At 69.1% G+C, this 22,192-nt stretch carries 22 protein-coding genes and 1 pseudogene; 14 read left to right on the top strand and 9 right to left on the bottom strand.

Annotated features, from left to right (window positions below; genetic code table 11):
* Positions 1–81: 81 nt before the first annotated feature.
* Positions 82–1,035: an NADP-dependent oxidoreductase gene (locus G3I40_RS43035; protein WP_164560232.1), complete on the bottom strand. Its 954-nt coding sequence runs from the start codon at positions 1,033–1,035 to the stop codon at positions 82–84.
* 93 nt (positions 1,036–1,128) lie between these two features.
* On the opposite strand from G3I40_RS43035, the gene G3I40_RS43030 reads away from it, so the two are divergent.
* The 3 genes from G3I40_RS43030 (at position 1,129) to G3I40_RS43020 (ending at position 4,182) form a co-directional block, all read left to right on the top strand.
* A complete protein-coding gene (locus tag G3I40_RS43030) occupies positions 1,129–1,695 on the top strand; it encodes a helix-turn-helix domain-containing protein (RefSeq protein WP_343245208.1) in 567 nt (188 codons plus the stop codon).
* A gap of 654 nt (positions 1,696–2,349) precedes the next feature.
* The gene (locus tag G3I40_RS43025; RefSeq protein ID WP_164560230.1) at positions 2,350–3,243 is read left to right on the top strand and encodes an AraC family transcriptional regulator; all 894 of its coding nucleotides are present in this window, start codon (positions 2,350–2,352) and stop codon (positions 3,241–3,243) included.
* Between the two features lie 180 nt (positions 3,244–3,423).
* Positions 3,424–4,182 carry an SDR family oxidoreductase gene (locus G3I40_RS43020; RefSeq protein ID WP_164560229.1) on the top strand — a complete coding sequence of 253 codons (759 nt, stop codon included), beginning with the start codon at positions 3,424–3,426 and terminating at the stop codon, positions 4,180–4,182.
* Positions 4,183–4,266: 84 nt separating this feature from the next.
* Here G3I40_RS43020 and G3I40_RS43015 read toward each other — a convergent pair whose 3' ends face one another.
* On the bottom strand, positions 4,267–5,280 hold the full coding sequence (locus tag G3I40_RS43015) for an aldo/keto reductase (protein ID WP_164560228.1): 1,014 nt from the start codon (positions 5,278–5,280) through the stop codon (positions 4,267–4,269).
* Positions 5,281–5,394: 114 nt separating this feature from the next.
* Between G3I40_RS43015 and G3I40_RS43010 the strand changes: the two genes are divergently transcribed.
* Positions 5,395–5,988, top strand: a complete 594-nt coding sequence (locus G3I40_RS43010) for a TetR/AcrR family transcriptional regulator (protein WP_164560227.1) — start codon at positions 5,395–5,397, stop codon at positions 5,986–5,988.
* 775 nt (positions 5,989–6,763) lie between these two features.
* Here the strand turns inward: G3I40_RS43010 and G3I40_RS43005 are convergent.
* Positions 6,764–7,183 carry a TOBE domain-containing protein gene (locus G3I40_RS43005; protein ID WP_164560226.1) on the bottom strand — a complete coding sequence of 140 codons (420 nt, stop codon included), beginning with the start codon at positions 7,181–7,183 and terminating at the stop codon, positions 6,764–6,766.
* 288 nt (positions 7,184–7,471) lie between these two features.
* Here G3I40_RS43005 and G3I40_RS43000 point away from each other — a divergent pair, with 288 nt between their 5' ends.
* From G3I40_RS43000 to G3I40_RS47785, 4 genes and pseudogenes are all read left to right on the top strand, one after another.
* The gene (locus G3I40_RS43000; RefSeq protein ID WP_164560225.1) at positions 7,472–7,867 is read left to right on the top strand and encodes a helix-turn-helix transcriptional regulator; all 396 of its coding nucleotides are present in this window, start codon (positions 7,472–7,474) and stop codon (positions 7,865–7,867) included.
* A 77-nt stretch (positions 7,868–7,944) separates the two neighbouring features.
* Positions 7,945–8,742, top strand: coding sequence for a molybdate ABC transporter substrate-binding protein (gene modA / locus G3I40_RS42995; protein WP_164560224.1), 798 nt, complete (start codon positions 7,945–7,947; stop codon positions 8,740–8,742).
* 94 nt (positions 8,743–8,836) lie between these two features.
* Positions 8,837–10,780, top strand: coding sequence for an ABC transporter permease (locus G3I40_RS42990; RefSeq protein WP_164560223.1), 1,944 nt, complete (start codon positions 8,837–8,839; stop codon positions 10,778–10,780).
* Positions 10,781–11,042: 262 nt separating this feature from the next.
* Positions 11,043–11,177: pseudogene (locus tag G3I40_RS47785) on the top strand (sulfite oxidase-like oxidoreductase); the annotation flags it as partial.
* A gap of 86 nt (positions 11,178–11,263) precedes the next feature.
* On the opposite strand, the gene G3I40_RS42980 reads toward G3I40_RS47785, so the two are convergent.
* The gene (locus G3I40_RS42980) at positions 11,264–12,088 is read right to left on the bottom strand and encodes a tetratricopeptide repeat protein (protein WP_164560222.1); all 825 of its coding nucleotides are present in this window, start codon (positions 12,086–12,088) and stop codon (positions 11,264–11,266) included.
* A gap of 178 nt (positions 12,089–12,266) precedes the next feature.
* On the opposite strand from G3I40_RS42980, the gene G3I40_RS42975 reads away from it, so the two are divergent.
* Positions 12,267–12,530, top strand: coding sequence for a GlsB/YeaQ/YmgE family stress response membrane protein (locus G3I40_RS42975; RefSeq protein ID WP_164560221.1), 264 nt, complete (start codon positions 12,267–12,269; stop codon positions 12,528–12,530).
* A gap of 52 nt (positions 12,531–12,582) precedes the next feature.
* Positions 12,583–12,894, top strand: a complete 312-nt coding sequence (locus tag G3I40_RS42970; RefSeq protein ID WP_164560220.1) for a hypothetical protein — start codon at positions 12,583–12,585, stop codon at positions 12,892–12,894.
* Between the two features lie 236 nt (positions 12,895–13,130).
* Here G3I40_RS42970 and G3I40_RS42965 read toward each other — a convergent pair whose 3' ends face one another.
* From G3I40_RS42965 to G3I40_RS42955, 3 genes are all read right to left on the bottom strand, one after another.
* Entirely contained in the window at positions 13,131–14,033 is a 903-nt protein-coding gene (locus G3I40_RS42965) for a hypothetical protein (protein WP_164560219.1), read from the bottom strand.
* A gap of 298 nt (positions 14,034–14,331) precedes the next feature.
* Positions 14,332–14,613, bottom strand: coding sequence for an HU family DNA-binding protein (locus G3I40_RS42960; RefSeq protein ID WP_164560218.1), 282 nt, complete (start codon positions 14,611–14,613; stop codon positions 14,332–14,334).
* 343 nt (positions 14,614–14,956) lie between these two features.
* The gene (locus G3I40_RS42955; protein WP_164560217.1) at positions 14,957–15,520 is read right to left on the bottom strand and encodes a hypothetical protein; all 564 of its coding nucleotides are present in this window, start codon (positions 15,518–15,520) and stop codon (positions 14,957–14,959) included.
* Between the two features lie 437 nt (positions 15,521–15,957).
* Here G3I40_RS42955 and G3I40_RS42950 point away from each other — a divergent pair, with 437 nt between their 5' ends.
* Positions 15,958–16,293: a cupin domain-containing protein gene (locus G3I40_RS42950; protein WP_164560216.1), complete on the top strand. Its 336-nt coding sequence runs from the start codon at positions 15,958–15,960 to the stop codon at positions 16,291–16,293.
* Between the two features lie 856 nt (positions 16,294–17,149).
* On the opposite strand, the gene G3I40_RS42945 is transcribed toward G3I40_RS42950, so the two are convergent.
* Positions 17,150–17,647 carry a hypothetical protein gene (locus tag G3I40_RS42945; RefSeq protein ID WP_164560215.1) on the bottom strand — a complete coding sequence of 166 codons (498 nt, stop codon included), beginning with the start codon at positions 17,645–17,647 and terminating at the stop codon, positions 17,150–17,152.
* Positions 17,648–18,002: 355 nt separating this feature from the next.
* Positions 18,003–19,043: a carboxypeptidase-like regulatory domain-containing protein gene (locus tag G3I40_RS42940; RefSeq protein WP_164560214.1), complete on the bottom strand. Its 1,041-nt coding sequence runs from the start codon at positions 19,041–19,043 to the stop codon at positions 18,003–18,005.
* Positions 19,044–19,503: 460 nt separating this feature from the next.
* On the opposite strand from G3I40_RS42940, the gene G3I40_RS42935 reads away from it, so the two are divergent.
* The 3 genes from G3I40_RS42935 to G3I40_RS42925 all read left to right on the top strand — a co-directional run bounded on the left by G3I40_RS42935 (position 19,504) and on the right by G3I40_RS42925 (position 22,136).
* On the top strand, positions 19,504–19,896 hold the full coding sequence (locus tag G3I40_RS42935) for a hypothetical protein (RefSeq protein ID WP_164560213.1): 393 nt from the start codon (positions 19,504–19,506) through the stop codon (positions 19,894–19,896).
* A 423-nt stretch (positions 19,897–20,319) separates the two neighbouring features.
* Entirely contained in the window at positions 20,320–21,381 is a 1,062-nt protein-coding gene (locus G3I40_RS42930; RefSeq protein ID WP_164560212.1) for an FAD-dependent monooxygenase, read from the top strand.
* A gap of 182 nt (positions 21,382–21,563) precedes the next feature.
* The gene (locus G3I40_RS42925; protein WP_164560211.1) at positions 21,564–22,136 is read left to right on the top strand and encodes a GNAT family protein; all 573 of its coding nucleotides are present in this window, start codon (positions 21,564–21,566) and stop codon (positions 22,134–22,136) included.
* Positions 22,137–22,192 lie beyond the last annotated feature (56 nt).

The raw sequence follows: 22,192 nt of genomic DNA, 5'->3' as shown, positions 1-22,192 counted from the left end.
CAGCCGGCCCGTGGGCCGGGGCCCTCGCATGAGGAGGACTGCGCTTCCTCGTCACGACGGCCATGGTCTGCAGGCCTTGGTCTACAGGTCGATGACGAGCTTGCCCTTCACGTGTCGACCGGCCTGGAGCTCGACCGCGTGGCGGATCTGCTCGATCGGGAAGGTTGCCGCGATGGGCACCCGGAGTTCGCCTGCCGCGACCAGGCGGGCGATCTCTTCCAGGGTGCCGGGGTCGGCGTTCGCGCCGTTGGCCGCCTGCACGCCGTCGACCTGCCCGGCGATGGTGCAGATGCGGCTGTCCGGTACGCCAAGGTCTCTCGCGGTGTGCACCGTGTCCGTGCCGTGCAGGTCGATGGCGGCGGTGACACCGCCGGGGGCGAGGGCTCGGACCCGGTCGGCCAGGCCGTCTCCGTAGGTCACCGGCTCGGCGCCGAGCGCACTCAGGAAATCCGCTGAGTCCGCCGACCCGGTGCCGATCACGCGCGCCCCGGCGATCCGGGCCAGTTGGACGGCGAACACCCCGACCCCGCCCGCCGCGCCGCCGATCAGCACCGTGTCGCCGGGGCCCGGGCGGACCACGGCGAGGGCGGCGGCTGCTGTGCGGCCGGCGATCGTGAGGGTGGCGGCCGTACGGTCGTCGACACCGTCGGGGGTGTGATGAACCTCGTTCGCCGCGGTCTCCCCGGCCGAGTCGATCACCACGATGTCGGCGACCGCGCGGGACAGGGCGCCCCCGAACACCCGGTCGCCGAGTGCGAATGCGGTCACTCCCTTGCCCACCTGGTCGACGACTCCCGCGTAGTCGGTCCCGAAGCCGCACGGCAGGCTCAGGCCGAACCGGGCGGCGGTGTCCGCGTCGGCGGTCATGAACCAGTCCATCGGGTTCAGACCTGCCGCGGTGACCCGCACACGTACCTGCCCCGGACCGGCTTGCAGGGCGAGAGTCTCACGGACGTCCAGTACTTCGGGGCCGCCGAAAGAATCGAGCCGGACCGCCCTGCCCTCCGCGGCCAGCGGACTGCTGTGTTCGTGCATGTCGCATCCTCCTCGACCGAAACGGACTACGATCCGTTTACATGAACGACCGTAACACGAACCGGAGCGTGATCCGTTTTGGCTGAGCCGGGGATACGCACACCACGGGCGGACGCCACCCGCAACCGCGACCAATTGCTCGCGGTGGCGACCCGCGTGTTCGTGACGGCCGACACGGAGCCGTCGATGCGCGCGATCGCGCGCGAGGCCGGAGTCGGCATCGCCACGCTCTACCGGCATTTCCCGACCCGCGAGTCACTGGTCGACGCGGTCTACCGGGACCAGGTCGTGCGGCTGACGACCGGCGCCCACGAACTGCTCGGCGAACTGCCGCCGGCTGCGGCGATGCGCCGCTGGATGGACTTGTTCGGCAGCTGGATCGCCACCAAGAACGGCATGCTCGACACGCTGCTCGCGATGATCGAATCGGGCGAGATCGCCCACGTGCAGACCCGCGATGAACTGCTGGCGGCCATCACGACGATTCTCGACGCCGGCCGAGCAGCGGGCGACCTCCGCGCCGACATCACGGCCGACGACATCGCCGCCGCCCTCATCGGCATCTTCACGGTGGCCCCCCGCCCCGAGCACGAGGCCAAGGCCGGACGACTGCTCGACCTCCTGATGGACGGTCTCCGGCCTGCCGCCCGCCCGGCATGACACACCAGCGCGCCATGTCCCGCACGCACACCGTCCGTCATCCCGCTGCCCTACCCGGGCACTCGGCACGTCACCAGGTCACAGGTGGCGCGGCGGAGCGTTGCGGACGGCTGAACGGCGAGCCCACAACCCACAGCCAAGGAGCACCACACCGGCCGCCGCGAAGGCCCAGCTGTCCCCCACCCCGCTCATCCATCCGACGATCCAGGCCAAGGACCACAGGACTGCCAGTACACACAGCGCCGTCCACGACTGCACCCACATACGTTGACGCGCCGCAAGCCGCTGCGGCGTCCCGCGTTCCATCGGCCCCAGGTCCCCACCGGTCGTTGCACTCTCATGAGTGTTCATGCCACTGCGTGTTCCCCGACTCGCCGACGGTATGACCGCGAGTCCACCTCACCGCCGCCGCATGAGGTCGAGCACAGTTCCGGGCTCCGCCGTCCAACGCGGCGCTCACATAGGCGCGTTGCGCTCCGCATGCCGCAGACAGGCGTCACGTACGGCAAGGGCGACGAACCCCACGATGAACGCGACAGGTCCGCCGTAGAGCAAAAGAGTCCGACACCGCGGAAGTGCGGTCAGCAGGCGGGGCCCAGCAGACGCGGAGGGCAGCCCGGACACCGCTCCCCCAGCGCATGGTGGAATGAAGGTGTGCCACTCGACGAACTACGTACCTTGTTGCACCGCCACGCGCGGCACGACTGGACGACGGCCGTGGATGGCGTGCTCATCTCGAAGGTCGAGCGTCCGGCAGCGCCGGCGCCGTCGATGTCCGGCCTGATCCTCGCGGTGATCGCCCAGGGTGCCAAGCGGCTCGCCGTGGGCGAGCGGGTGCACGAGTACCGGGCGGGTCAGTACCTCGTCGCGTCCGTGGACCTGCCCGTCACCGGGCACTTCTTCGAGGCGACTCCGGAGCAGCCCGCGCTGGGGTTCGGGCTCGTCCTGGAACCGGCTGCGGTCGCCGAACTCCTCCTGCAGGCGGGACCGGATGATGCGCCGGGCGCCGAAAGCGAGGCACCCGCAGGCATCGCCGTCAGTGACGCGTCGCCGGAACTGCTGGATGCCGTCATCCGGCTCCTGCGTCTGCTCGATCATCCCCGTGACCGCGCGGTCCTCGCCCCGTTGGCAAAGCGCGAGATCCTCTGGCGCCTCCTCACCGGTGAACAGGGCCGCATGGTGCGCCAGTTGGGCCTGGCCGACAGCAGTCTCCGGCACGTCGCCCGGTCCGTGCAGTGGATCCGCGAGCACTACGCTCAGCCGTTCCGGGTGGAGGACCTGGCACGGCTGGCGGACATGAGCGAGTCCGCGTTCTACCGCAACTTCCAGGCGGTGACCGCGATGAGCCCCATCCAGTTCCAGAAACAGATCCGGCTGCAGCAGGCCCGGCTTCTTCTGGCCGCCCATCCGCACGACATCACGAGGGTCGGCCATCAGGTCGGCTACGACAGCGCCTCCCAGTTCAGCAGGGAATACCGCCGCCAGTTCGGCACGTCTCCCAGCAGGGACATCGCCCGCCTGCACACCTCCGCACCCGCCTTGCCGTAGCGGCAGGCCACCGCCACGGACATGCGTCACCGCTCGCCGGTCCTCCCTCTTCCTCCGGTCAGGAGGATTGTGCAAGTGCGGAAGAGGATCTTTCTTCCCGCGGACACGTCATGACCGTTTCCTGGAGGGGAGGACATTCCGTGCGGGGCTCGCGGCCCCGCTCACGTAAAGGTGGTTGTCATGAAGGTCGCTGTCATCACCGGTGCCAGTTCGGGTATCGGGCGGAGCGCCGCGGTGCAGATCGCGCGACGAGGGGCCGGCGTGATCCTCACCTACAGCAGCAACCGGCCGGGGGCCGAGGAAGCCGTAGCCGAGATCGAGAAGAGCGGAGGTTCGGCGGTCGCGCTGCGTCTGGATGTCGGCGACACCGCCGCCTTCCCGGCCTTTCGTGACGCAGTGGTGGATGCGCTGCGCGACACCTGGCAGCGCGACACGTTCGACCACCTGGTGAACAACGCCGGGTTCGGGCAGATGGCCATGTTCGAGGACACGACAGAGGAACTCTTCGACACCTTCACGCGCGTCCTGCTCAAAGGCCCCTACTTCCTCACGCAGACGCTCCTGCCCTTGATCGCGGACGGCGGATCCGTCGTCAACACCACCAGCAACTCCGCTCTGGTCTCCGGCGTGGAGGCCGGCTACTCGGCCTACGCGACCATGAAGGGCGGCCTGACCGTGCTGACCCGCTACATGGCCAAGGAGTTCAGCGCGCGGGGCATCCGCGTCAATTCCGTGGCGCCCGGCACCACGCGCACCCGCATCGGTGACGACGCGTTCGAGAAGTTCCCCGAACTGGTGACGCAGCTGGGCAGCCACCACGCGTTGGGCCGCATCGGCGAACCCGACGACGTCGGCATGGTGGTCGCCATGCTGTTGTCGGAGGAGAGCCGCTGGATCACTGCTCAGAACGTCGAAGTGGCCGGCGGCCAGAACCTGTGACGTCCGTCCAGCGCGCGGGGCGAACCGCTGCCCGCAGGCGCGGTGGCGTGGCCCCTGTGCGCCCGCCACCGCTCCCCCACGCGGTCAGCGCGGCGGGGTGACCCCGCTGAACCAGTTCTGTGCGGCTACCGCGGTTCCCTGCTCCCGCTCGCCCGCCACCGTGATGCGCTCCAGGGCCGCGAAGTGTTCCTCGGTGAGAGACACCGTGGCGGCCAGGGTGTTCTCTTCGAAGAAGGCCGGCCGGCGGGTGCCGGGGATGGGGACGACGTCGGGCGCCTTGCCCAACAGCCAGGCCAGGGCCACCTGCCCGGGAGTCGCCTCGGCCTCGGCCGCGATGGCGCGCACGACGTCGAGGGTGGAGAGGTTGCGGTCGATGTTCTCCTCGGAGTACCAGGGCAGCCCGCGCCGATGGTCCTCGTTCTTCAGGTCCTCGCGCGAGGCGATGGCGCCCGTCAGCGCGCCGCGTCCCAGCGGGCTGTAGGGCACGATCGCAATGCCGAGCTCCCGGGTGAGAGGCAGGATCTCGGCTTCGATGCCCCGCTCCCACAGCGACCACTCGGTCTGCAGTGCGGCGATCGGATGCACGGCTGCGGCACGCCGGATCGTGTCCGGGGCCGCCTCGGAAAGACCGAGATGGCGCACCTTTCCCTCGGCGACGAACTCCGCCATGGCGCCGACGGTCTCCTCGATGGGGACGGTGGGGTCCACCCGGTGCTGGTAGTACAGATCGATGTGATCGGTACCCAGCCGCCGCAGCGACCGTTCCAGACGCTCCCGCGCGTAGGCGGGACTGCCGTCGATGCGTGCCTCCGCTCCGCCGAACGGCGCCGAGACGATGCCGAATTTCGTCGCCACGACGAAGTCGTCCCGGCGCCCCTTGAGCGCCCGGCCGATGATCTCCTCGCTGTCGCCGTAGCCGTCCGCGGTGTCGATCATGGTGACACCGAGCTTTCCGGCCCGTTCCAGGATCTCCCGCGCCACGTCGTCGGGGCTGTATTCGCCGCCCTGCCCGTAGGGGTTGGCAAAGCTCATCGCCCCGTAGCCGACCGCACCGACGGCCAGGCGGTCGAGGCCCAGATACCGCGTCGGAATCCGCATGCGATCACGTTCCTTCCACAGGTCGGTCAGGCAGAGAACAACATGTCCTCACCTGAGGACAACCACTATGGTCCCCAAGTGAGGACAACTGCTCGCGACGCTAGACTGCGCCGCATGAGCAGGGCAGAAGCCGGTACGCGACCACAGCCGCGGGCACGCGACGCCGAAGCAACGCAACGCGCCATCCTGAAAGCCGCGATCGACGTCTTCGCGCTGAGCGGCTACGACGGCGCCAGCACCCGTGACATCGGCCGCGCCGCGGGCGTCGACCCCCGGCTCATCACCCGCTACTTCGGCTCGAAGGAAGCACTCTTCTCCCGGGCGGTCCAGGAGACCTACCGCCACCCGCTGATGATGGTTCCCGGGAACAACCAGGCGGTGGCCCAAGCACTGCTCAGCGACGCACCGCTGGATCAGGCCAAAGGACTACTGCTCACCATCCGCTCCGCCGGCAACGAACGGGCCGTGGACATCATGCGCGGCCACCTCGAGGCCCACTACCAAAGCGACCTCGCGGGAGCTCTTCCCGGCGGGGACGCAACCGCCCGCGCGGCGCTCCTGATCGCCGTATGCACCGGCGTGCAGATGCAGCGCAACGTACTGCGCAACGCGGCACTGCAGGACGCGAACTCCGCCGTCGTCACGCTGCTCAGCCAGGCTCTCGACATCCTCGGCGGCCCCACGGCCGCGCTCGCCGACAACGGCTGAGCGACCACGGACGCCGCTCCGAACACGCCGCGAAACAAGCCGTGTTGACGGCATCTCCGAGCTACCGCGACGGCCACGTCCAAGCCCCACAAGCAGTGCAGACCCGCCGGTCAGCCACTCCCGGTCAGCCCCCGACGCACCCGCGCTGACCGGCATGAGACGCCTCACCGACGCCGTACGACCGGTCCGTGAGTCCCCCATCGCCCCACCCGGTGACCAGGTTCCGTCAGGCACCCGATCCAGCCATGCCTCTGCCGGAGGGCCAACGGCACGCGCATCGAACCTCTACCGTGGACACACAGGGCCGTTCAGCCTCTCTCCCCCGTGGGGCTGAACGGCCCTTTCCGCTTGCACAGACCGTGTGACCACCTGAGCCCAGCGCTAGGCGCACGGATTGGTCTATGCCTACTCTGCGGCGGCGCCTGCCGCACACGGGGGTGGCGGCAGCCGCACGGTTGCGGCGCGGCCTGAGCCCCAGACCCTGCCGGCCGCGCCGCCCGCCGTTCCCTCGCGCCGACTCCGTGCCGGGCGGCGTCCCGAGCGATCACCGGCTACAGGGATCTCGTACGAGCCGAGAGCTGCAATCGCCCCCGACTCGCGCGAAGCCCCTCACATGCGCCGTCCGCAGGCCGCGACGGATGCGCTCCCCCGCCAGACCCGGACCGGAAGATCTGCCTGTGCACGGCTCGTCAGCCCGCCGCCCGGGCGGGACGGAAACGCCGTGGGGCCCGTACGCCTGTGCGTACGGGCCCCACGGCGCGAAGAGGAGGTGCGATCAGGCGACCGCGAGGGAGACCTCGGTCGACTTGATCAGCGCGACGACGGAGGCGCCGGCCGTGAGGTCCAGGTCGGCCACGGCGTCCCTGGTGATGGCGGCGGTGAGCGCGCCGCCCTCGACGTCGATCTTGACGGAGGCCATGGCGCCGCCGGCCGCGACGTCGGTGATCGTGCCCGCGATCTGGTTGCGGATGGAGACGCCCGGAACCGGACCGGTGGCGAGGGAGACCTCGGTGGACTTCACGAGGATCTTCACTTCGGAGCCCTCGGCGATGCCGAGGTCCTTGACGGACTCGGTGGTGATCGCGGCCGTCACGTCCTGGCCGCCGACCAGGCGCACCTTGACGGTCGCCATGGCCTCGCCCGTGGTGACGGAGGTGACGGTGCCGGCGATCTGGTTGCGGATGCTCAGGCTCATGGGTTACTGCCTCACAAAGTCGTTGGACGGGGCGAACCCGCAGGTGGCGGGCTGCCGACGTCCTTGAACGTACGGGGCCCGCGCTCCTTTTGCCCGGACCCCCTCTCAACCGCGAGGGCGCTGTCGCCCGGCGGCTCGCAGATCGGACGGGGTCCAATGTCCCGTCTTTCCGGGGCCCTACGAGAGGGCTCAGAAGCGTCGTTCGGGCACTCCTTGCGCATCTGCACCTGATATGTGCGCCGACATCTGCATTGCAGATGCGCGCCGCATGTCCGTAATCTCCCGCATGTGCAAGTTTATTCAATTGGTCAGGCCGCGCGCCTGCTGGGCGTCAGTCCGGACACCGCCCGCCGTTGGGCGGACGCCGGACGGATCCCCACCAAGCGCGAGGGCGGCGGCCACCGGGTCATCGACGGTCGCGATCTCGCGGCCGTCGCCGTGGAGCTGGCCCGCGGCGCTCTGGTCAGCGACGACACCACCGAGACCTCGGTGCGGAACTCCTTTCCGGGCATCGTGACCGCGATCAATCTCGGTGACGTCGCTGCCCAGGTCGAGATCCAGGCAGGACCGCACCGGCTGGTGTCACTGCTGACCCGCGAAGCCGTCGAGGAACTCGGCCTGGAGGTCGGCATGCAGGCCACCGCCCGCGTGAAGTCCACCAACGTGCACGTCGACCGCCCCTGACCGCCCTCACCTCAACCCGTCGCACCGCCTCCCACAAACGGAGACGGCTGTCGCCATGTCCCAAGGAGCCTCCCTCCATGTCGCAGATGTTCACCCGGTGCCGCGTGACCGCCGCCCTCGTCACCACGGCCGTGCTGGTCCCGCTCGCCGCCTGCGGCAGCAACGACAGCAAGAAGGACAGCGCCGCCGCCTCCCCGGCCGCCGACAAGAAGACACAGCTGACCGTCCTCGCGGCCGCCTCGCTGACCGACGTCTTCAAGACCGCGGGCGCCGCGTACGAGAAGACGCACCCGGGCACCACCGTGAAGTTCTCCTTCGCCGGCTCCCAGGAACTCGCGTCCCAGGTCAAGCAGGGCGCCCCTGCCGACGCACTGGTGACCGCCGACACCAAGACGATGGACGGCCTCAAGGCCGACACCGACGCCCCGTCGGTGATCGCGAAGAACCGTCTGGTCATCGCGGTCGGCAAGGGCAACCCGAAGGGCGTCAAGACGCTCAAGGACCTCACCAAGTCCGACCTGAAGGTCGTGCTCGCCGCCCCCGAGGTCCCGGTCGGCCGCTACAGCCAGCAGGTCCTCGACGCCCAGAAGCTCACCGTGAAACCGGTCTCGCAGGAGGCCAACGTCCGCGCCGTGCTGTCCAAGGTCGAGCTCGGCGAGGCCGACAGCGGCATCGTCTACAAGACCGACGTCACCGCTGCCCAGGGCAAGGCGCAGGCCGTCGACATCCCCGACGACCAGAACGCCATCGCCTCCTACCCGGCGGCCGCCCTCAAGGACTCCAAGAACGCCAAGGCCGCCGACACCTTCGTGAAGTGGCTGAACGGCGCCGAGGCGCAGAAGATCCTCGCAGACGCCGGCTTCCAGAAGCCGTAACACCGCCGCCGCCCGAGCCCTGCGGCACCCGCCGCCGCAGGGCCGCAATCCCCCGTCCGCCGCCGTACGTACCCCCACGACAGGATCCGTCGTCATGCGTCGCGTCAGCCACCGCCGGATCACCGGCCAGCGCCCTTCACTCGCGCTTGCGCTGCCCGCCCTGCTGGCGGTCCTGTTCCTTCTCCTGCCGCTGGCCGGCATTCTGGCCCGCACCTCGTGGGGCGAACTGGGCGACCACCTCACCTCGCCGGGGGTCGTGCAGGCACTCAGGCTCTCGCTGCTCGTCTCCTTCGCCGCGCTCGGCCTCTCCCTCCTCCTCGGCGTCCCGCTCGCCTGGCTGCTGGCCCGCGTCGAATTCCCCGGCAAGACCCTCGTACGTTCCCTGGTCCTGCTGCCGATGGTGCTGCCTCCCACGGTCGGCGGCGTCGCCCTGCTCCTCGGCTTCGGGCGACGCGGGCTGCTCGGCCCCTGGCTGGAGAACACCTTCGGCATCGTGCTGCCCTTCCACACCTCCGGCGCGGTCGTCGCCGCCACCTTCGTCGCGATGCCGTTCCTGGTCATCAGCCTCGAAGGCACCCTTGCCGGACTCCGCCCCGCGTACGAGGAGACAGCCGCATCTCTCGGCGCCTCACCGCTACGCGTGTTCGCCACCGTGACCCTGCCGATGGTCGCCCCCGGCCTCGCCGCCGGTGCCGCACTCGCCTGGGCCCGGGCACTCGGTGAGTTCGGCGCGACGATCACCTTCGCGGGAAACCTCCCCGGCACCACCCAGACCCTGCCGCTGCAGGTCTACCTGCTGTTGCAGGACTCCCCGGAAGCCGCCACCTCCGTCTCCCTCCTCCTGCTCGCCATCGCCATGGCCGTCCTCGTCGGACTGCGCGGACGGTGGACCGGAAACAGCACCCGACCGCGCCGGCGGAACCGCACCGTCACCCCGGCCACCCCGGACACCGGGCCGGTAGAGGTCCCCGGCCTCGAAGCCCCCACGGCACCCGCCACGCCTCCCGCGTCTCTGCACGCCGAGGTCACCGGCTTCAACCAGCTCATGCTCACCGCCGAATCCGGCACCACGATCGCCGTCGTCGGCGAGAACGGAGCCGGCAAGACCACCTTGCTGCGCGCCCTGCTCGGCCTCACCCCCCGCGCGCACGCCGACCTCCGCCTCGCCGATGCCGACGTCACCGCCCTGCCCCCGCACAAACGCGGCGTCGCCTGGGTCCCGCAGGCAGGCGCGCTCTTCCCTCATCTGACCGCGCTCACCAACACGGCGTACGGACTGCGCGCCCAAGGAGTCCGCCGCGGCGAAGCCCGACGCGAGGCGCAGCAGTGGCTCGACCGTCTGGGCGTGGGGCACCTCGCCCAGCGCAAACCCGCCCAGCTCTCCGGCGGACAGGCCCAACGCGTCGCCCTCGCCCGCGCCCTGGCGGCCCGCCCCCGGCTCCTGCTCCTCGACGAGCCGCTCGCCGCACTCGACCAGACCACACGCGCTTACGTCCGGCACACCCTGCGCACCCACCTCGCCGGCTTCCACGGCGTCTGCCTGCTCGTCACCCACGACCCCGTCGAAGCGGTGTCCCTCGCGGACCGCGTCCTGGTGCTGGCGGACGGCCGCACCCTGCAGGACGCTCCCCCGGACGAGGTCACCCGCCACCCCCGCTCACCATGGGTCGCCCGGATGCTCGGCAACAACGCCTGGCCCGCCACCGCCACCCCCCGCGGCGCCCTGCTCACCACAGGACTGGAGCTCACCGCGGCCGAGCAACTCGACGCCGGCACCAGAACGCTCGTGGTGGCCGCACCGGAAGCCGTCTCGCTCTACCGCGAACGGCCCCACGGCAGCCCCCGCAACACCTGGCCGGGCACCATTACCGAGATCACCGCGGCGGGCAGCCGACTGCGCCTGACCATCACCTCCGACACCGCTCCCGACACCGTCGTGGAAATCACCCCGCAAGCTGCCGCGGACCTGCAACTCGCCGACGGCACCGACGTGTGGTGCAGCATCAAAGCCACCGAACTCACGCTCGTCCCCCTCTGACGGCCACCGACGTCGGCACCCACCCCGACTGGATGATCCACCAGGAAGAGCACGCCCGAGCCGGCCACGTTCTAAGGTGTGACCCAGTAGATACCGGGGCGCCACGCTGATGAAGTGGCACCAGCACACACCGGCAGGCCGCACCGGCTCTCGCGACCCCGCCGGCAACGTGGAGTAGTCGGGGCTGCGGCCCGCACACGCCTCAGATCGCAGCCCCGACACCCGTCTCCATACGACACCTGCAGCCCCGCACAGACTCACTTTCGGCTACAAGGGCCCCAAGTGGTTGCGCGGCATCGAGTACATGACGCACGACCGCCGAAGCTTCTGGGAAGAACGCGGCTACCACAACATCGCGGACCCTTGGGCAGGCCAGCGCTACTCCTACGACGAGGAAACCTGGGCCCGAACCCGTTGCCCCTGCCGGACTTGCTGCCCAAGGCGCGCCAACAGCCGGATCAGAGTGTGCCGTTGCGCTGACGGTCAACCGCCGTTGATGCGGCCGAGCAGCGCCCGGGCCTCGACGGTGCGGTGGTGGTTCGGGCCGAAGGAGGCCAGGCAGACGTCATGAGCGGCTGCTGCCTGGCCCCGGGCCTCGTCCTCGCGGCCCAGCCCCGACAGGGCGGTGGCAAGGGCGAGTTCGACGGCGCCCGCATCCGGATGGCGCTGCTCTTCGGACAGACCACGGAACAGCTCGCCGGCGCCCTGCGCCTCCACGAGGGCCTCTTCGTAGCGGGCTTGGCCATTGAGGCTGCGCACCAGCCCGAGCCGCAGCACCAGCGACATCCGGTCGGCTGCGCGATGGGCTGCCAGCGCCTCGCGGGCGAGCGCCTCCGCCTCCGCCTGGCGTCCCTGCGCATTCAGGGCGTAGACCAGTCCGTTGCGGGAGGCCGCGGTCAGCAGCGCCATCTCCGAGCCGGTACCGCCGGCCGCGGCCAGCGCGACGGCCGCACACTCCGCCTCGCACTCGGCGTAGCGACCGAGCGCGGCCAGCTGCTGGGCGCGGTCCGAGCGCACCTTCAGGGTCAACCAGTGAGCGACCCCGAATATCCTGGTGAAGGCCGCCAACGCGTCCTCGTACGTGGCGAGGGCCTCGGCGTGACGGCCCTGGGCACCCGTCGCGATCGCGGCGATGTTCAGCGCCAGCGCCGCGTACTCGTCATCGCGGGGACGCGACCGGGCCACGGCACGGGCCTCGGCCTCCGCCTCGGCGTAACGCCTGGCCTCGTAAAGCTCTTTGGCTTGATGCACCGGGGTTCTCGTCCCCTGTCCAGCTTCGCCCTGGCCGCGCGAACGGAAGAATCTCATGGCCGGGAGCATACAAACGGACCGCGATCGGCCCCTCGCGCGAACCCGTGCAGCCGCTCCGCTGCCGCCGGTTACGTCGACGCGGCAGGACGTCGGCGAGGGGAGGGCTTGCATCGGTCGTATAGGGGCATTCGGAGTCTTGGTAGTTCACCTCGACTCACTCACAGAAGGCAGGCACATGGAGATCTCGGGGATCATCACCGCCATCGTGATCGGCATCGTGATCGGCATTCTGGGCCGCCTCGTGCTCCCGGGCCGCCAGCACATCGGCATCCTGTGGACCATCGCCGTCGGCATCGTCGCCGCACTCATCGGAACCGCCATCGCGGGCGCGGCGGACGTCGCGGACACCAAGGGCATCGACTGGATAGAAATCATCATCCAGGTCGCCCTCGCCGCCGTCGGCGTCGCCGGCCTCGAACGCCTCAAAGGCCGACGCTGACACCTGACACCCCTACTCACGGCACAACCGGCTGCCCTCACCCACTCGTTGGGTGAGGGCAGCCGTCTGTCGTCGCCCGGGCCTGTACGTTTCCGCCCCCGTCGACTGCTCACTGCTGCTCACTGCCTGCCCCTTCGCCCGGGTTCCCGGACGCACTCTGTGGTGCACCACGCTGGGCGCGGGCACCCTGTACGGCTACCTGCTGCACGGTTTCGTCCTCCAGAGCTCCCGCTTCGATTACTGGTACGACCAGGCCTGGACGCACACCCCCGGCGGCGAAGGCATTCTGCCCTTCGCCGCCGGCGGCCTCATCACCCTGATGCACACCCGGATCGCCCACGTGCGGAGCCGTCCCGAGGGGTGAGCCGCTGAGCGCAATGGATGGCATGGCTTCGCGCCGTGTTCGGAGAGGGTGCCCAGCCTGTCCGCGAGGCTCAGCACCCAGGCACGCCAAAGGGGCCGAGTCGGTGCATCTCGGCCCCAGGAAACTGCCCCTCGCCCCCAACCGAAAGCGTCCGGCGCAGGCAGTCAGGCAGTCAGGCAGTCAGGCAGTCAGGCAGTCAGGCAGTCAGGCAGTCAGGCAGTCAGGCAGTCAGGCAGTCAGGCGAAGTAGTGGATGGTCCCGCGCAGCGCCGGTTCCGCGCCTTCGCAGTGCTGTTCGAAGGTGAGGGCGAGACCGGTGACCTGTCCCGCCGCGTCCGTGGCCAGCTTGTTCACCGTGAACTCGCCGTTGCTGTGGTTGCATCCCCCGCCGACGTCCAGTGTGGCCAGCCCGTCATCGCCCATCCGGTTCGCCTCATAGGTGCGGCCCGCCTCAAGCGACTGCCCCGAGGGGGCCGCGACGAGCGCGCCCCAGGTCTCACGCAGTCCGGTGACCCGGTAGTCGAGGCGCTCGTCCACGGCTCCGTCGAGGGAGAACGTGCCGGTACCGCCGGTGAAGGTGCGGCTGCGGCCTCCTCCTGCGTAGTCGCCCGGCTCGCTGACGTACGAGAACGACAGGGGCAGCGCCTTGTACTTGACCGTGCCCCGCAGCGCGGGAGCATCGGGGGCCTCGCACCGCTGGACGTACGAGGCGTCGAGCAGCGTGATGGCGCCCGTGCTGTCGGTGCTGATCTGGTTGATCGTGTACTGCCCGTACACGATGTTGCAGGCGCGGCCGTCCCCGCTCACCGCAAGGCCGGGCGCCCGGCCGGTGGGCCCGGGTGCACGCTCGGCATTGCGGAACACCCCGGGAGTCAGCTGGTCGCCCGCGGGCGCCTGCATCTCGATCGTCCACGTCACGTCATCGGACTCGACTCTCATCGTCGCGTAGGTGGCGTCGCCGTCAACCCGGATGTCCGCGGCCGGCGACCGGTACGTCGAGGTCTTGCCTGCGCCGACCCAATCCCCTGCCTCACTGCGCTGGGTGTAGGCCGTGACCGGCGTCGGCTGCCCGGCCGCGGCCTCCGCGACCGGTCCGGACCACACCACGCAGGCGGCTGCCGCCCCCGTCACCGCGGTCAATGCGGTTGCTCTGCCCAACGCACGACGCCACTTGAACCACAGGACTCTCACGTCCCCCACCCCTCATGCACACACCAATGCGAACAGACGCCCAACTACCCACATCCGCACCACCTATGCGGCTGCAATGACGCCACGACTCCCCGGCACCGCGGCCCCGTATCGGGCAGCAACCCGCCCGCGGAAGCGGGGCAACCGTGGGCCGGCGCATCACGTTCCAGGCGACCGTCGAAGATTTCACGCATGAGGGGCGGGCACCCAACCCCGGGTGCCCGCCCCTCACTTGTGCCGGTGCGGCTTACTTGCCCTTGGCGGCGTCCTTGAGCTTGGAGCCCGCGGAGACCTTCACGCTGTAACCGGCCGGAATGGTCATCGCCTCTCCCGAGGACGGGTTGCGGCCTTCCCGCGCGGCACGGTGGGTGCGCTCAAAGGACAGGAAGCCGGGGATGGTGACCTTCTCGTCCCCCTTGGCCACGACGTCGCCGACCGTCGCGGCGAACGCGGTCAGCACCGCGTCCGCGTCCTTCTGGCTCACCTCGGCGCGCTCGGCCAGGGCAGCCACCAATTCAGTGCGGGTCATGTCGGTACTCCGAATCGCAGGTGGGGCAGCCCGCTCCGTACCGGAGCGGGCGGATCAAGTTGCTCATGCTGCCACCCGCCACTGACAACACGCGGTCTCACACGAGGTCCCTGCCCCGAACGGCCCTGGCCAGGGGGAAGGGGAGGTTCACATCCGAAGCGACTATCAGGTCGTCGCCAACGGCCGGTGCCTGAAGTCGTCCAGCACAACATCACCAGTGCCTCGCGAACAGTGGCGAGCCGCTGTTCGGCGCGGGGCGCCGGCCGGACCGGGCCCCCCGATGAGCAGGCCGGTGCGACTGCGTGGTCGCACCGGCCTGCTCATCGGGGGTCTTGACGAAGGATCACTTGCGTACAGCGATGTCTCCCGTGTGGATGTTGAGCGCGTAGGTGTAGCCGTCCGCGCTGGCGGTGCGGTGGGCGTTGGTGAGTTCGGCGATCTGCTTGCCGTGCATGGTGATCTTCGCCTGCCACTGGCCGTTGCGCAGGTGGGTGATGTGCGCGATGGCGCCGTTGGACAGCGTCACCTGCCGGGTCGCGGCTCCGGCCTGCTTGGCGGAGTGCTGGGCGCCGGTGCTCTTGTGCCCTTGGCCAAGCGGACCCTGCCGGTGCTCCGGCTGCACTCCGCGCTGCTGGTCGCGGTGGACGGGCGTGCTGCGGTCGTGGTGAACGGGCGTGCCGTGGTCGTGGTGGATGGGGCTGCTGTGGTGGTGGACGTCGGGGCGGGCGACGTCGGACTCACTGTGCCAGCCGGAGGGCTCCTGGACGCCGACGAACCCGTTCGCCTGGTTGAGTGCGTAGATGGAGCCGTGGACGCGGCTGGTGGAGTGCGTGGAGTCCAGGTTTGCGATGTGGCGGCCGTTGCGGGTGACCTCGGCCTTCCACTTTCCACCGCCCAGGTCGGTCACGTGCGCAACGCTGCCGTCGCTGAGGTGGAGGTCCTGGCTGCCTCCGCCACCGTTGGACGCGTCGGCCACAACCGCACTGGCGGGCTGCGGGCTCACGCCCTGGGGGGTTGCGGCGCCGGCGGTGGAGGCCAGAGCGGTGACAGCTCCTATACCAAGAACCGCCGACACCAGAGTGGTACGGATGACTCGCGAGTTCGACATGTCATTCGACCTTTCTGCCAACTGCTTCGAGTAGGTACGTAAGAAACGTAGGCTTCGAAAACATAGGAAAAGGCAACGAAAGGTAACAACTGTCCTGCAGAAGCAAGGATGCGAGCAAAGAAACCCTCAATAAGAAAGGCGCCCTTGGTGGCGCCTAAAGAAGTTCTTGGCGAGGGAGCGGATCCTGCGGCGTCCATCAGCAGGTGCCTTACCGACCTGACCTCTAGGCTGACGGCATGGACATCGTCCCCTTGAGCCCGATGGCTGATGAACTGCTCGCCGAGGCACCTGGCACGCCTTCCGATCGCAGCGCCAAAACCGTCTACGGCGGCCACGGCATCGCGCTAGGCCAGACCATGATCGCTCTGGCGGCAGGAGCCACCCTCTCCGACCACCAGAACCCCGGCGACGCCACCGTTCTCGTCATCCGCGGCCACGTCCGGCTCACCATGGAAGGCAAGTCCCTGGACGGCGTCCCCCACGACCTCCTCCACGTCCCCAATGCCAACCACGGCCTGGAGGCAGTCGAGGACTCGGTCATCCTGCTCACCGTCGCCCGCCAACTCCGCTGAGCACGCGCCGACGCCCTTGAGCTCCACGGGCGCCGCGAGAACCACGGCCCCGGAGTCCTTCGTCGGCCGGTCAGGGGCGTCGCGCAAGCCGGACCACTGCGTAAGTGATGCCAAGAATGATGTCGACGGCAGCCCAGAGCAGGATCACCAACCCGACACCGACCGCCGTTCCAGCGTTCTCGGCGTCGTTACACGTCTGCGCATCTAACGAACCGCAGTCTGCGGGAGAGCCGGATCCCGATCGCACTCCGGCGACGATCCAGACAATGAACAACACCTGCACAGCGAGGAAGAACCAGAGGAACCACCGGGCGCGCCGCGCATGGGACGCACGGACATTCGGGAGGGCGGCACGCTGAGCGGGCTCGGCCTGCAGGGACGGAGCCTCTGATCGGTAACGGTCTTGCGGCCACTGAGGACTATTCCAACGCTGACGGGACTCCGCATGGGGTTTCATGATCGCGCCTTACCAGGCTGCTTACATCCCCCTGGAATCGTCGGCCGACCCGGCGCCACCTATGCAATCGAAGGGGACAGGCGCCGTCCGACACTCGCATTTTATGCCCCCTTTATGCGCTCTTCCACCTCACTCCGCAGAACCCTACGTTGACCGTTCATTGGAGACGCACCGCGCTCCCCCCGCACACCGCCGAGCCACCGAGACCCAGGTGCGCGAGCTTCGGAACCTGACTCACGAGCTCATCAGGCGGGTCCTCACCTGCCGAATGCGTGGCTGGGCCACGACGGGTCCAGCCACGCATGGCACTTACCTGCAAGAACAAGAAGCAGCCGCTCCGCACGGAAAGCGACTATGCGTTCCGTGCCCGTGTCCAGGGCGGCCGCATCAGGCCGAGGGTCAGGCCGGCAGGCTGTTCTGGCACGTGGCCAGTCGGGTGGTGGCTCCCTTGAGAAGGGTGTTGGCCTTCTTGCGCTGTCCGGCCAGCTCCGCGTCCGGCTTGAACGCCGACCACGCCTCGTAGGCCGCCCGCTCCTGCTTCTGAGCCTTGGTCAGGTCCTGCTTGGTCGCGTCCCGCTGCGCGGTCAGATCGCCGTACGCGGCGCTCGTGGGGTCGGCATCGTTGATCTGGTCGTTGAGGTCCCCGAGCCGGTCGGCGAGGTGATCGACCTGACCTGTAGCGTCCTGGAGGTCGTCGTACAGTTCCGCTTCCTTGGCCTGCTCCGCCTGGAACCGGGCCGTCAGGGAGTCCACGGTCGCCTGGTGGCGGTTGACCGTCTTCTGCTGGGCGTTGCAGTTCTTGGGGGCGGCGTCCGCGTACGCGGACGCCGCGGGCAGAGCCAGAGCCATCGTCGTCACGGCGATCAGGCTCGCGCGCGAGCCCAGACGAGACATCATCAACGAACTCCTCGTGTAGAGAAATCGGCCGGAGAGTTCATCGCTGAGCCGGCCGCAGGTCGACGACATCCGTGCCAGCAACCGCAGTGGCTCACACCCCGCCGAGGGCCGGGCCACACCCACGCAGGACAAGATGGAGCAACCCGCGCACCAGCAGATGCGAAGAGCCGGCCCGTGCCCCGCGAGACGGGCGCGACTCCGGCGCCCAGAGCTGATGCCTGTCGTCGAGACTTACGTCGCCGCCTCTCCGTATGACGGCCGCGGCCCGGCGCCCGCGTCGATCTGCAGGTACGCCGAGCCGGGGCTGCGTGCTCTGTTCAGGTGTTCGTCCCGGAGCAGGGCAAGCGATGGCCCGTCAGTTTCCGTAGCCAGGGGACTCGTGGTGGTCGCAGGTGCAGTCCTGCGCCGGGGCGAGGGTGAAGTCGACGCCCGTCACATCTCCCTTCTCGGCCTCTGCGTCCACCGTGCTGGGCCCTTGTGCCTCGTAGCCGTGGGGCGGAACGACGTGGACCTCGTAGTCGCCGGCGGCCACGTCAGGGAACGTGTAGTGGCCCTGTGCGTCCGGAACAGCGGTGACGGGCTCGTTGTCGTCGTCGAGTACGGGCTGGCCGTCGGGGTGCTCGAGTTCCACGACCGTGCCCTCCGGGAGCGGCGATTCGTCCTGGTCGTGGACGGTCCCGCTGATGCTGTCGGTCTGGGCCGCGAACCACACCTGGTAGGAAGGGATACCGGTGCGAACCGAGAAGGTCAGGGTGAGGGTGCGGACCTCGGCCGTCGGCCGCAGCCATGCGGACGCGCCGGAGGTGTCGCGGCCGTTGCCGTGCAGCGTGGCGGAAGCGGCGTCCCATGCGGGCTGATCGGTGAACGGTCCCCCACCCGTGCACCCCGAAGGACGAGGCGTCCCCAAGCAGTAGTTGAAGGTGTTCTGGAACCCCAGCTGCTCCGCGCTCAGGGACTGTCCGTCCGGACCGGTGGCGGAGATCTTCACGTCGTCCGCGTCGATGTCGCCGAGCGCGATGCCCCAGGCACCGGGCGTCGGCACCTGGTCGAAAGTGAAGCTCGTGGTGGACGGCGTACGGCCCGAGGCAGTCGCCAGGTTGAGGTAGGGCTTGCCCTGGGAGGAGCCGAACGCTTCCCCGAAGGGCGTGGCGGAATTGAGGAATGCCGAGCTTCCTGCGGAGATCCGCGGGCGGGTGCTGTTGGTGGTGAACGTTCCCTGCGGACCGCCCGTCGCCGAGGAAGCCACCGCGCCGGTCGATGCGGGCGGTGCCGCCTCCAGGCTGTAGGTGCTGTACTCCATTCCCTCGGCGTGCGCCGGCACGGCGCCGAACCCGACTGCGGCGACCGTCGCAGCAGCGGCAACCCAACGCGAGGACGAGGATCTGCAAAGACTCACGGGAACTCCTTCGGTCGGTGAAACACATGGTTTTGCCTCATGCTCGTCACCGCTCCAGCGACGTAGGGGGTGCCGCGCGACGGTGCGATCACATCACCACCCGGTTGACACACCGCACGCAGGCTTCGCCACCTCGCGGCCGTTCAGGTGACCACCCCACACCGCCGCGCCGGTCGACCTCACGACGAATGCGGCGCACCCCTTCGGGACAGAGCCGGAACCACCCCTCCCTGACGCTGCATCAGGCTCCGGCGGTGGTAGCCGATGTCAGCCGGGCGAAGGCCAGGTGGACGACTGCGAGCACGAGGCGACGAAATGACCGGGTGCGCCGTCGGAGTGCACTGCGCCGTGGCTGTTGGTCCGTACGGGGAGTTGAGCCGTGACGTTTCGCCTCATGCCCCGTTTCAGGTGATCAACGGGCTGCACAAAGCCGCCCGCCCCCACACCCTTGGAGCTCCAGATGATCCGTAAGGTTCTGGCCGGCGCCGCGCTCGCGACCGCCGCCACCGCCGCCACCGTTGGTGCCGCGGGTATCGCCTCCGCCCACACCGGTGGGCCGACGGCCGAGACCATGACCAACGCGCACGAGGCCAACCAGGCCGCCCGCGCGGCCGCCGGCGAGACCGCTTACGGCACCGGCGCCACGGAGTTCGCCACCGACAACGGTGACGTCGCCATCGCTGGCGACCCCGGTGGCGTCGCCAACTCCTACGGCGCTCCGTTCGCTCACGTCGACCTGCGCTGCGCCGTCCCGGCGGCCCAGGGTGTCGGCGGCAACGTGCTCGGTGGCCCCGTGGCCGCGTGCACCAACGAGCCCGTCGACCAGTTCGACGCTCCCGAGCGCATCCTCTAATACCGGCCTGGTCCGCGGCTCCTTCCCTTCGTCGCGGCCGGGTCTGTCAGGGCCCCTCCTGTTTCCCGCGTCCACTCCTTGCGCGGGCAGCAGGTGGGGCCCTTCCGTCGTTCCCTCTCAGACACCGCTGACGGATCCTTGACCAACTACGCGGTTCTGACCCCGGTGACGCCGTCCGACACTCAGATCTGGCGCCGGCGGCCCTTTGCGGAAGTGGACGTGGTCGCCAGTGGCTGCGTGATGTACACACCCCGGGAGGTCGTGGACGACAGGATGGTCCCATCCGAGCTTGTTCAGGTATCTCCCAGTGCCTGCGAGTAGGGCCTTCCCGATCTCCAACGGCTCTGATCTGAGGCTTATTTGGCTCTTGATTGATCCAAATGAGCAGACCCAGGGGCCGAACAGGGGCTACCGTCCGACCCTATGACGAACACCACGGTCCTCATCTCGGGCGCCGGTGTGGCGGGCGCCGCCCTCGGGCACTACCTGCACCGCGACGGCTACGACGTCACCGTCGTCGAACGCGCCCCCGGCTTGCGCGGCAGCGGTTACGCCGTGGATTTCCGCGGCGCCGCCTTCGACGTCCTCGACGAACTCGGCATCCTGGACGAGATCCGCGGCCACGACACCGCGATGCGCGGCACCACGGTGGTGGACGCTGACGGGGCCGAGATAGGCCAACTGCCCGCCGAGACGTTCGCCGGCGAACTGGAGGTCCCCAAACCCCAGCTGACCCAGATCCTGCACCGTCTCACCGAACCCGAACTCACCTACATCTTCGACGACTCCATCACCACGCTCACCCAGCAGGACGGCGGTGTCGCCGTCGAGTTCGAGCAAGGGACCCCTCGGACCTTCGATCTGGTGGTCGGCGCGGACGGGCTCTTCTCCAAGACCCGTCGACTGGCCTTCGGTCCCCACGAGGAAGCGCTCCGCCACCTGGGCATGTCGGGTGCGGGCTTCACCGCTGACAACGTCCTCGGTCTCGACCACAGGGGAGTACTGCAGACCGGCGACGGCACCGCCATCTACGCGTTCAGCGCCGCCGACGCCGACAAGATGTCAGTGAGTCTGTCATTCGCAACTGATGCGCCCACCCTGGACCGTCGCCCACGGGCCGAGCAGGAGCAGGCCTTGAAGGAGGCGTTCGCCGGGGCCGGCTGGATCGCTCCCGAACTGTTGAAGGCGATGTCGGCCGCCGACGACTTCTACTTCTCCTCCTCCAGCCAGGTCCACCTGGACACATGGTCGACCGGACGGGTTGTCCTCGTCGGCGACGCCGGATACTGCGCCGCACCGACCGCGGGCATGGGTACGTCACAAGCCCTGATCGGCGCCCGCACCCTGGCTCGGGCACTGTCCGCGGCCGACGGTGATCACGCCACCGCCTTCACCGCCTACGAGGCGGAACTACGCCCGTATGTGACAGAAAACCAAGTGAAGGGGCAGGAGGGCGCCGCGGCCTTCGGTAGCCGCGATCAGTGACCCCGCTCCACCGAAAGGCAAGGCCGGTGCTCATCGGTTCAGCCTCACGGGGGCCGCCCGGCAGGCGATGCAGTTGTGGGACACGGCCGCCTCCGAGCAACCGGTGAGCAAGCCGAAGCGGCGTGGACGTCGATCGGATATTCGGTGTCCTGCCCACCCCAGTAGGTCACAAGATGGTGCGCATGACGTTGGACACCCCGGTACTGCACACCCCTCGCCTGCGACTGCGCCCCTTCACCGACGCCGACGCGGATCTCCTCTTCGCGCTGCACAGCAATACGTATGTGATGCGCTATTGGGACTCCCCGCCGTGGACCGAGCGGACCCGCGCCGCACGCTTCATCGCGAGGTGCCGCGAGATGGCGGACGAGGGCTCCGGTGCCCGGGTGGTCATCGATCGTGTTTCTGACGGGGCGTTCGTCGGCTGGTGTGGTCTGACCGGCTGGAACCGGGACTACCGCAGCGCGTCACTGGGCTACGTCCTCGACGAAGCGATGTGGGGTCATGGATACGCGACGGAGGCCGCGCACGCCTTGCTGCAGTGGACATTCGACGTCCTGGACGTGAATCGCATCCAGGCCGAGACCGATACGCGCAACGTGGCATCGGCCCGAGTCCTCCAGAAGATCGGATTCGTGCGGGAAGGGACGTTGAGGGAAGACTGCATCGTGAACGGTGAGGTATCCGACTCGTGGGTGTTCGGACTGCTCAGACGGGAGTGGCAGCCGACGGCCGGAGAGATCTCCGCACCCTGAGAACGGTGTTGCCACGATTGACGCTCAGCCACAATTCGAGCCCTGGGCAAGGCTGT

It is taken from the genome of Streptomyces sp. SID14478 (assembly GCF_010548525.1).
In the GTDB taxonomy this organism is placed as follows: Bacteria; Actinomycetota; Actinomycetes; order Streptomycetales; family Streptomycetaceae; genus Streptomyces.
The sequence above is the reverse complement of the archived record's forward strand: the minus strand, read 5'-3'. Positions and strand labels throughout refer to the sequence as shown.

What these genes read in the sequence shown, in the direction of transcription:
- G3I40_RS42980 (WP_164560222.1), bottom strand. Translation starts at nt 12,088, where the DNA reads ATGAGATTCTTCCGTTCGCGCGGCCAGGGCGAAGCTGGACAGGGGACG.
- G3I40_RS42950 (WP_164560216.1), top strand. Translation starts at nt 15,958, where the DNA reads ATGGACATCGTCCCCTTGAGCCCGATGGCTGATGAACTGCTCGCCGAG.
- modA (WP_164560224.1), top strand. Translation starts at nt 7,945, where the DNA reads ATGTCGCAGATGTTCACCCGGTGCCGCGTGACCGCCGCCCTCGTCACC.
- G3I40_RS43015 (WP_164560228.1), bottom strand. Translation starts at nt 5,280, where the DNA reads ATGCGGATTCCGACGCGGTATCTGGGCCTCGACCGCCTGGCCGTCGGT.
- G3I40_RS43005 (WP_164560226.1), bottom strand. Translation starts at nt 7,183, where the DNA reads ATGAGCCTGAGCATCCGCAACCAGATCGCCGGCACCGTCACCTCCGTC.
- G3I40_RS42975 (WP_164560221.1), top strand. Translation starts at nt 12,267, where the DNA reads ATGGAGATCTCGGGGATCATCACCGCCATCGTGATCGGCATCGTGATC.
- G3I40_RS42930 (WP_164560212.1), top strand. Translation starts at nt 20,320, where the DNA reads ATGACGAACACCACGGTCCTCATCTCGGGCGCCGGTGTGGCGGGCGCC.
- G3I40_RS43035 (WP_164560232.1), bottom strand. Translation starts at nt 1,035, where the DNA reads ATGCACGAACACAGCAGTCCGCTGGCCGCGGAGGGCAGGGCGGTCCGG.
- G3I40_RS42925 (WP_164560211.1), top strand. Translation starts at nt 21,564, where the DNA reads ATGACGTTGGACACCCCGGTACTGCACACCCCTCGCCTGCGACTGCGC.
- G3I40_RS43020 (WP_164560229.1), top strand. Translation starts at nt 3,424, where the DNA reads ATGAAGGTCGCTGTCATCACCGGTGCCAGTTCGGGTATCGGGCGGAGC.
- G3I40_RS42960 (WP_164560218.1), bottom strand. Translation starts at nt 14,613, where the DNA reads ATGACCCGCACTGAATTGGTGGCTGCCCTGGCCGAGCGCGCCGAGGTG.
- G3I40_RS42935 (WP_164560213.1), top strand. Translation starts at nt 19,504, where the DNA reads ATGATCCGTAAGGTTCTGGCCGGCGCCGCGCTCGCGACCGCCGCCACC.
- G3I40_RS42945 (WP_164560215.1), bottom strand. Translation starts at nt 17,647, where the DNA reads ATGATGTCTCGTCTGGGCTCGCGCGCGAGCCTGATCGCCGTGACGACG.
- G3I40_RS43010 (WP_164560227.1), top strand. Translation starts at nt 5,395, where the DNA reads ATGAGCAGGGCAGAAGCCGGTACGCGACCACAGCCGCGGGCACGCGAC.
- G3I40_RS42990 (WP_164560223.1), top strand. Translation starts at nt 8,837, where the DNA reads ATGCGTCGCGTCAGCCACCGCCGGATCACCGGCCAGCGCCCTTCACTC.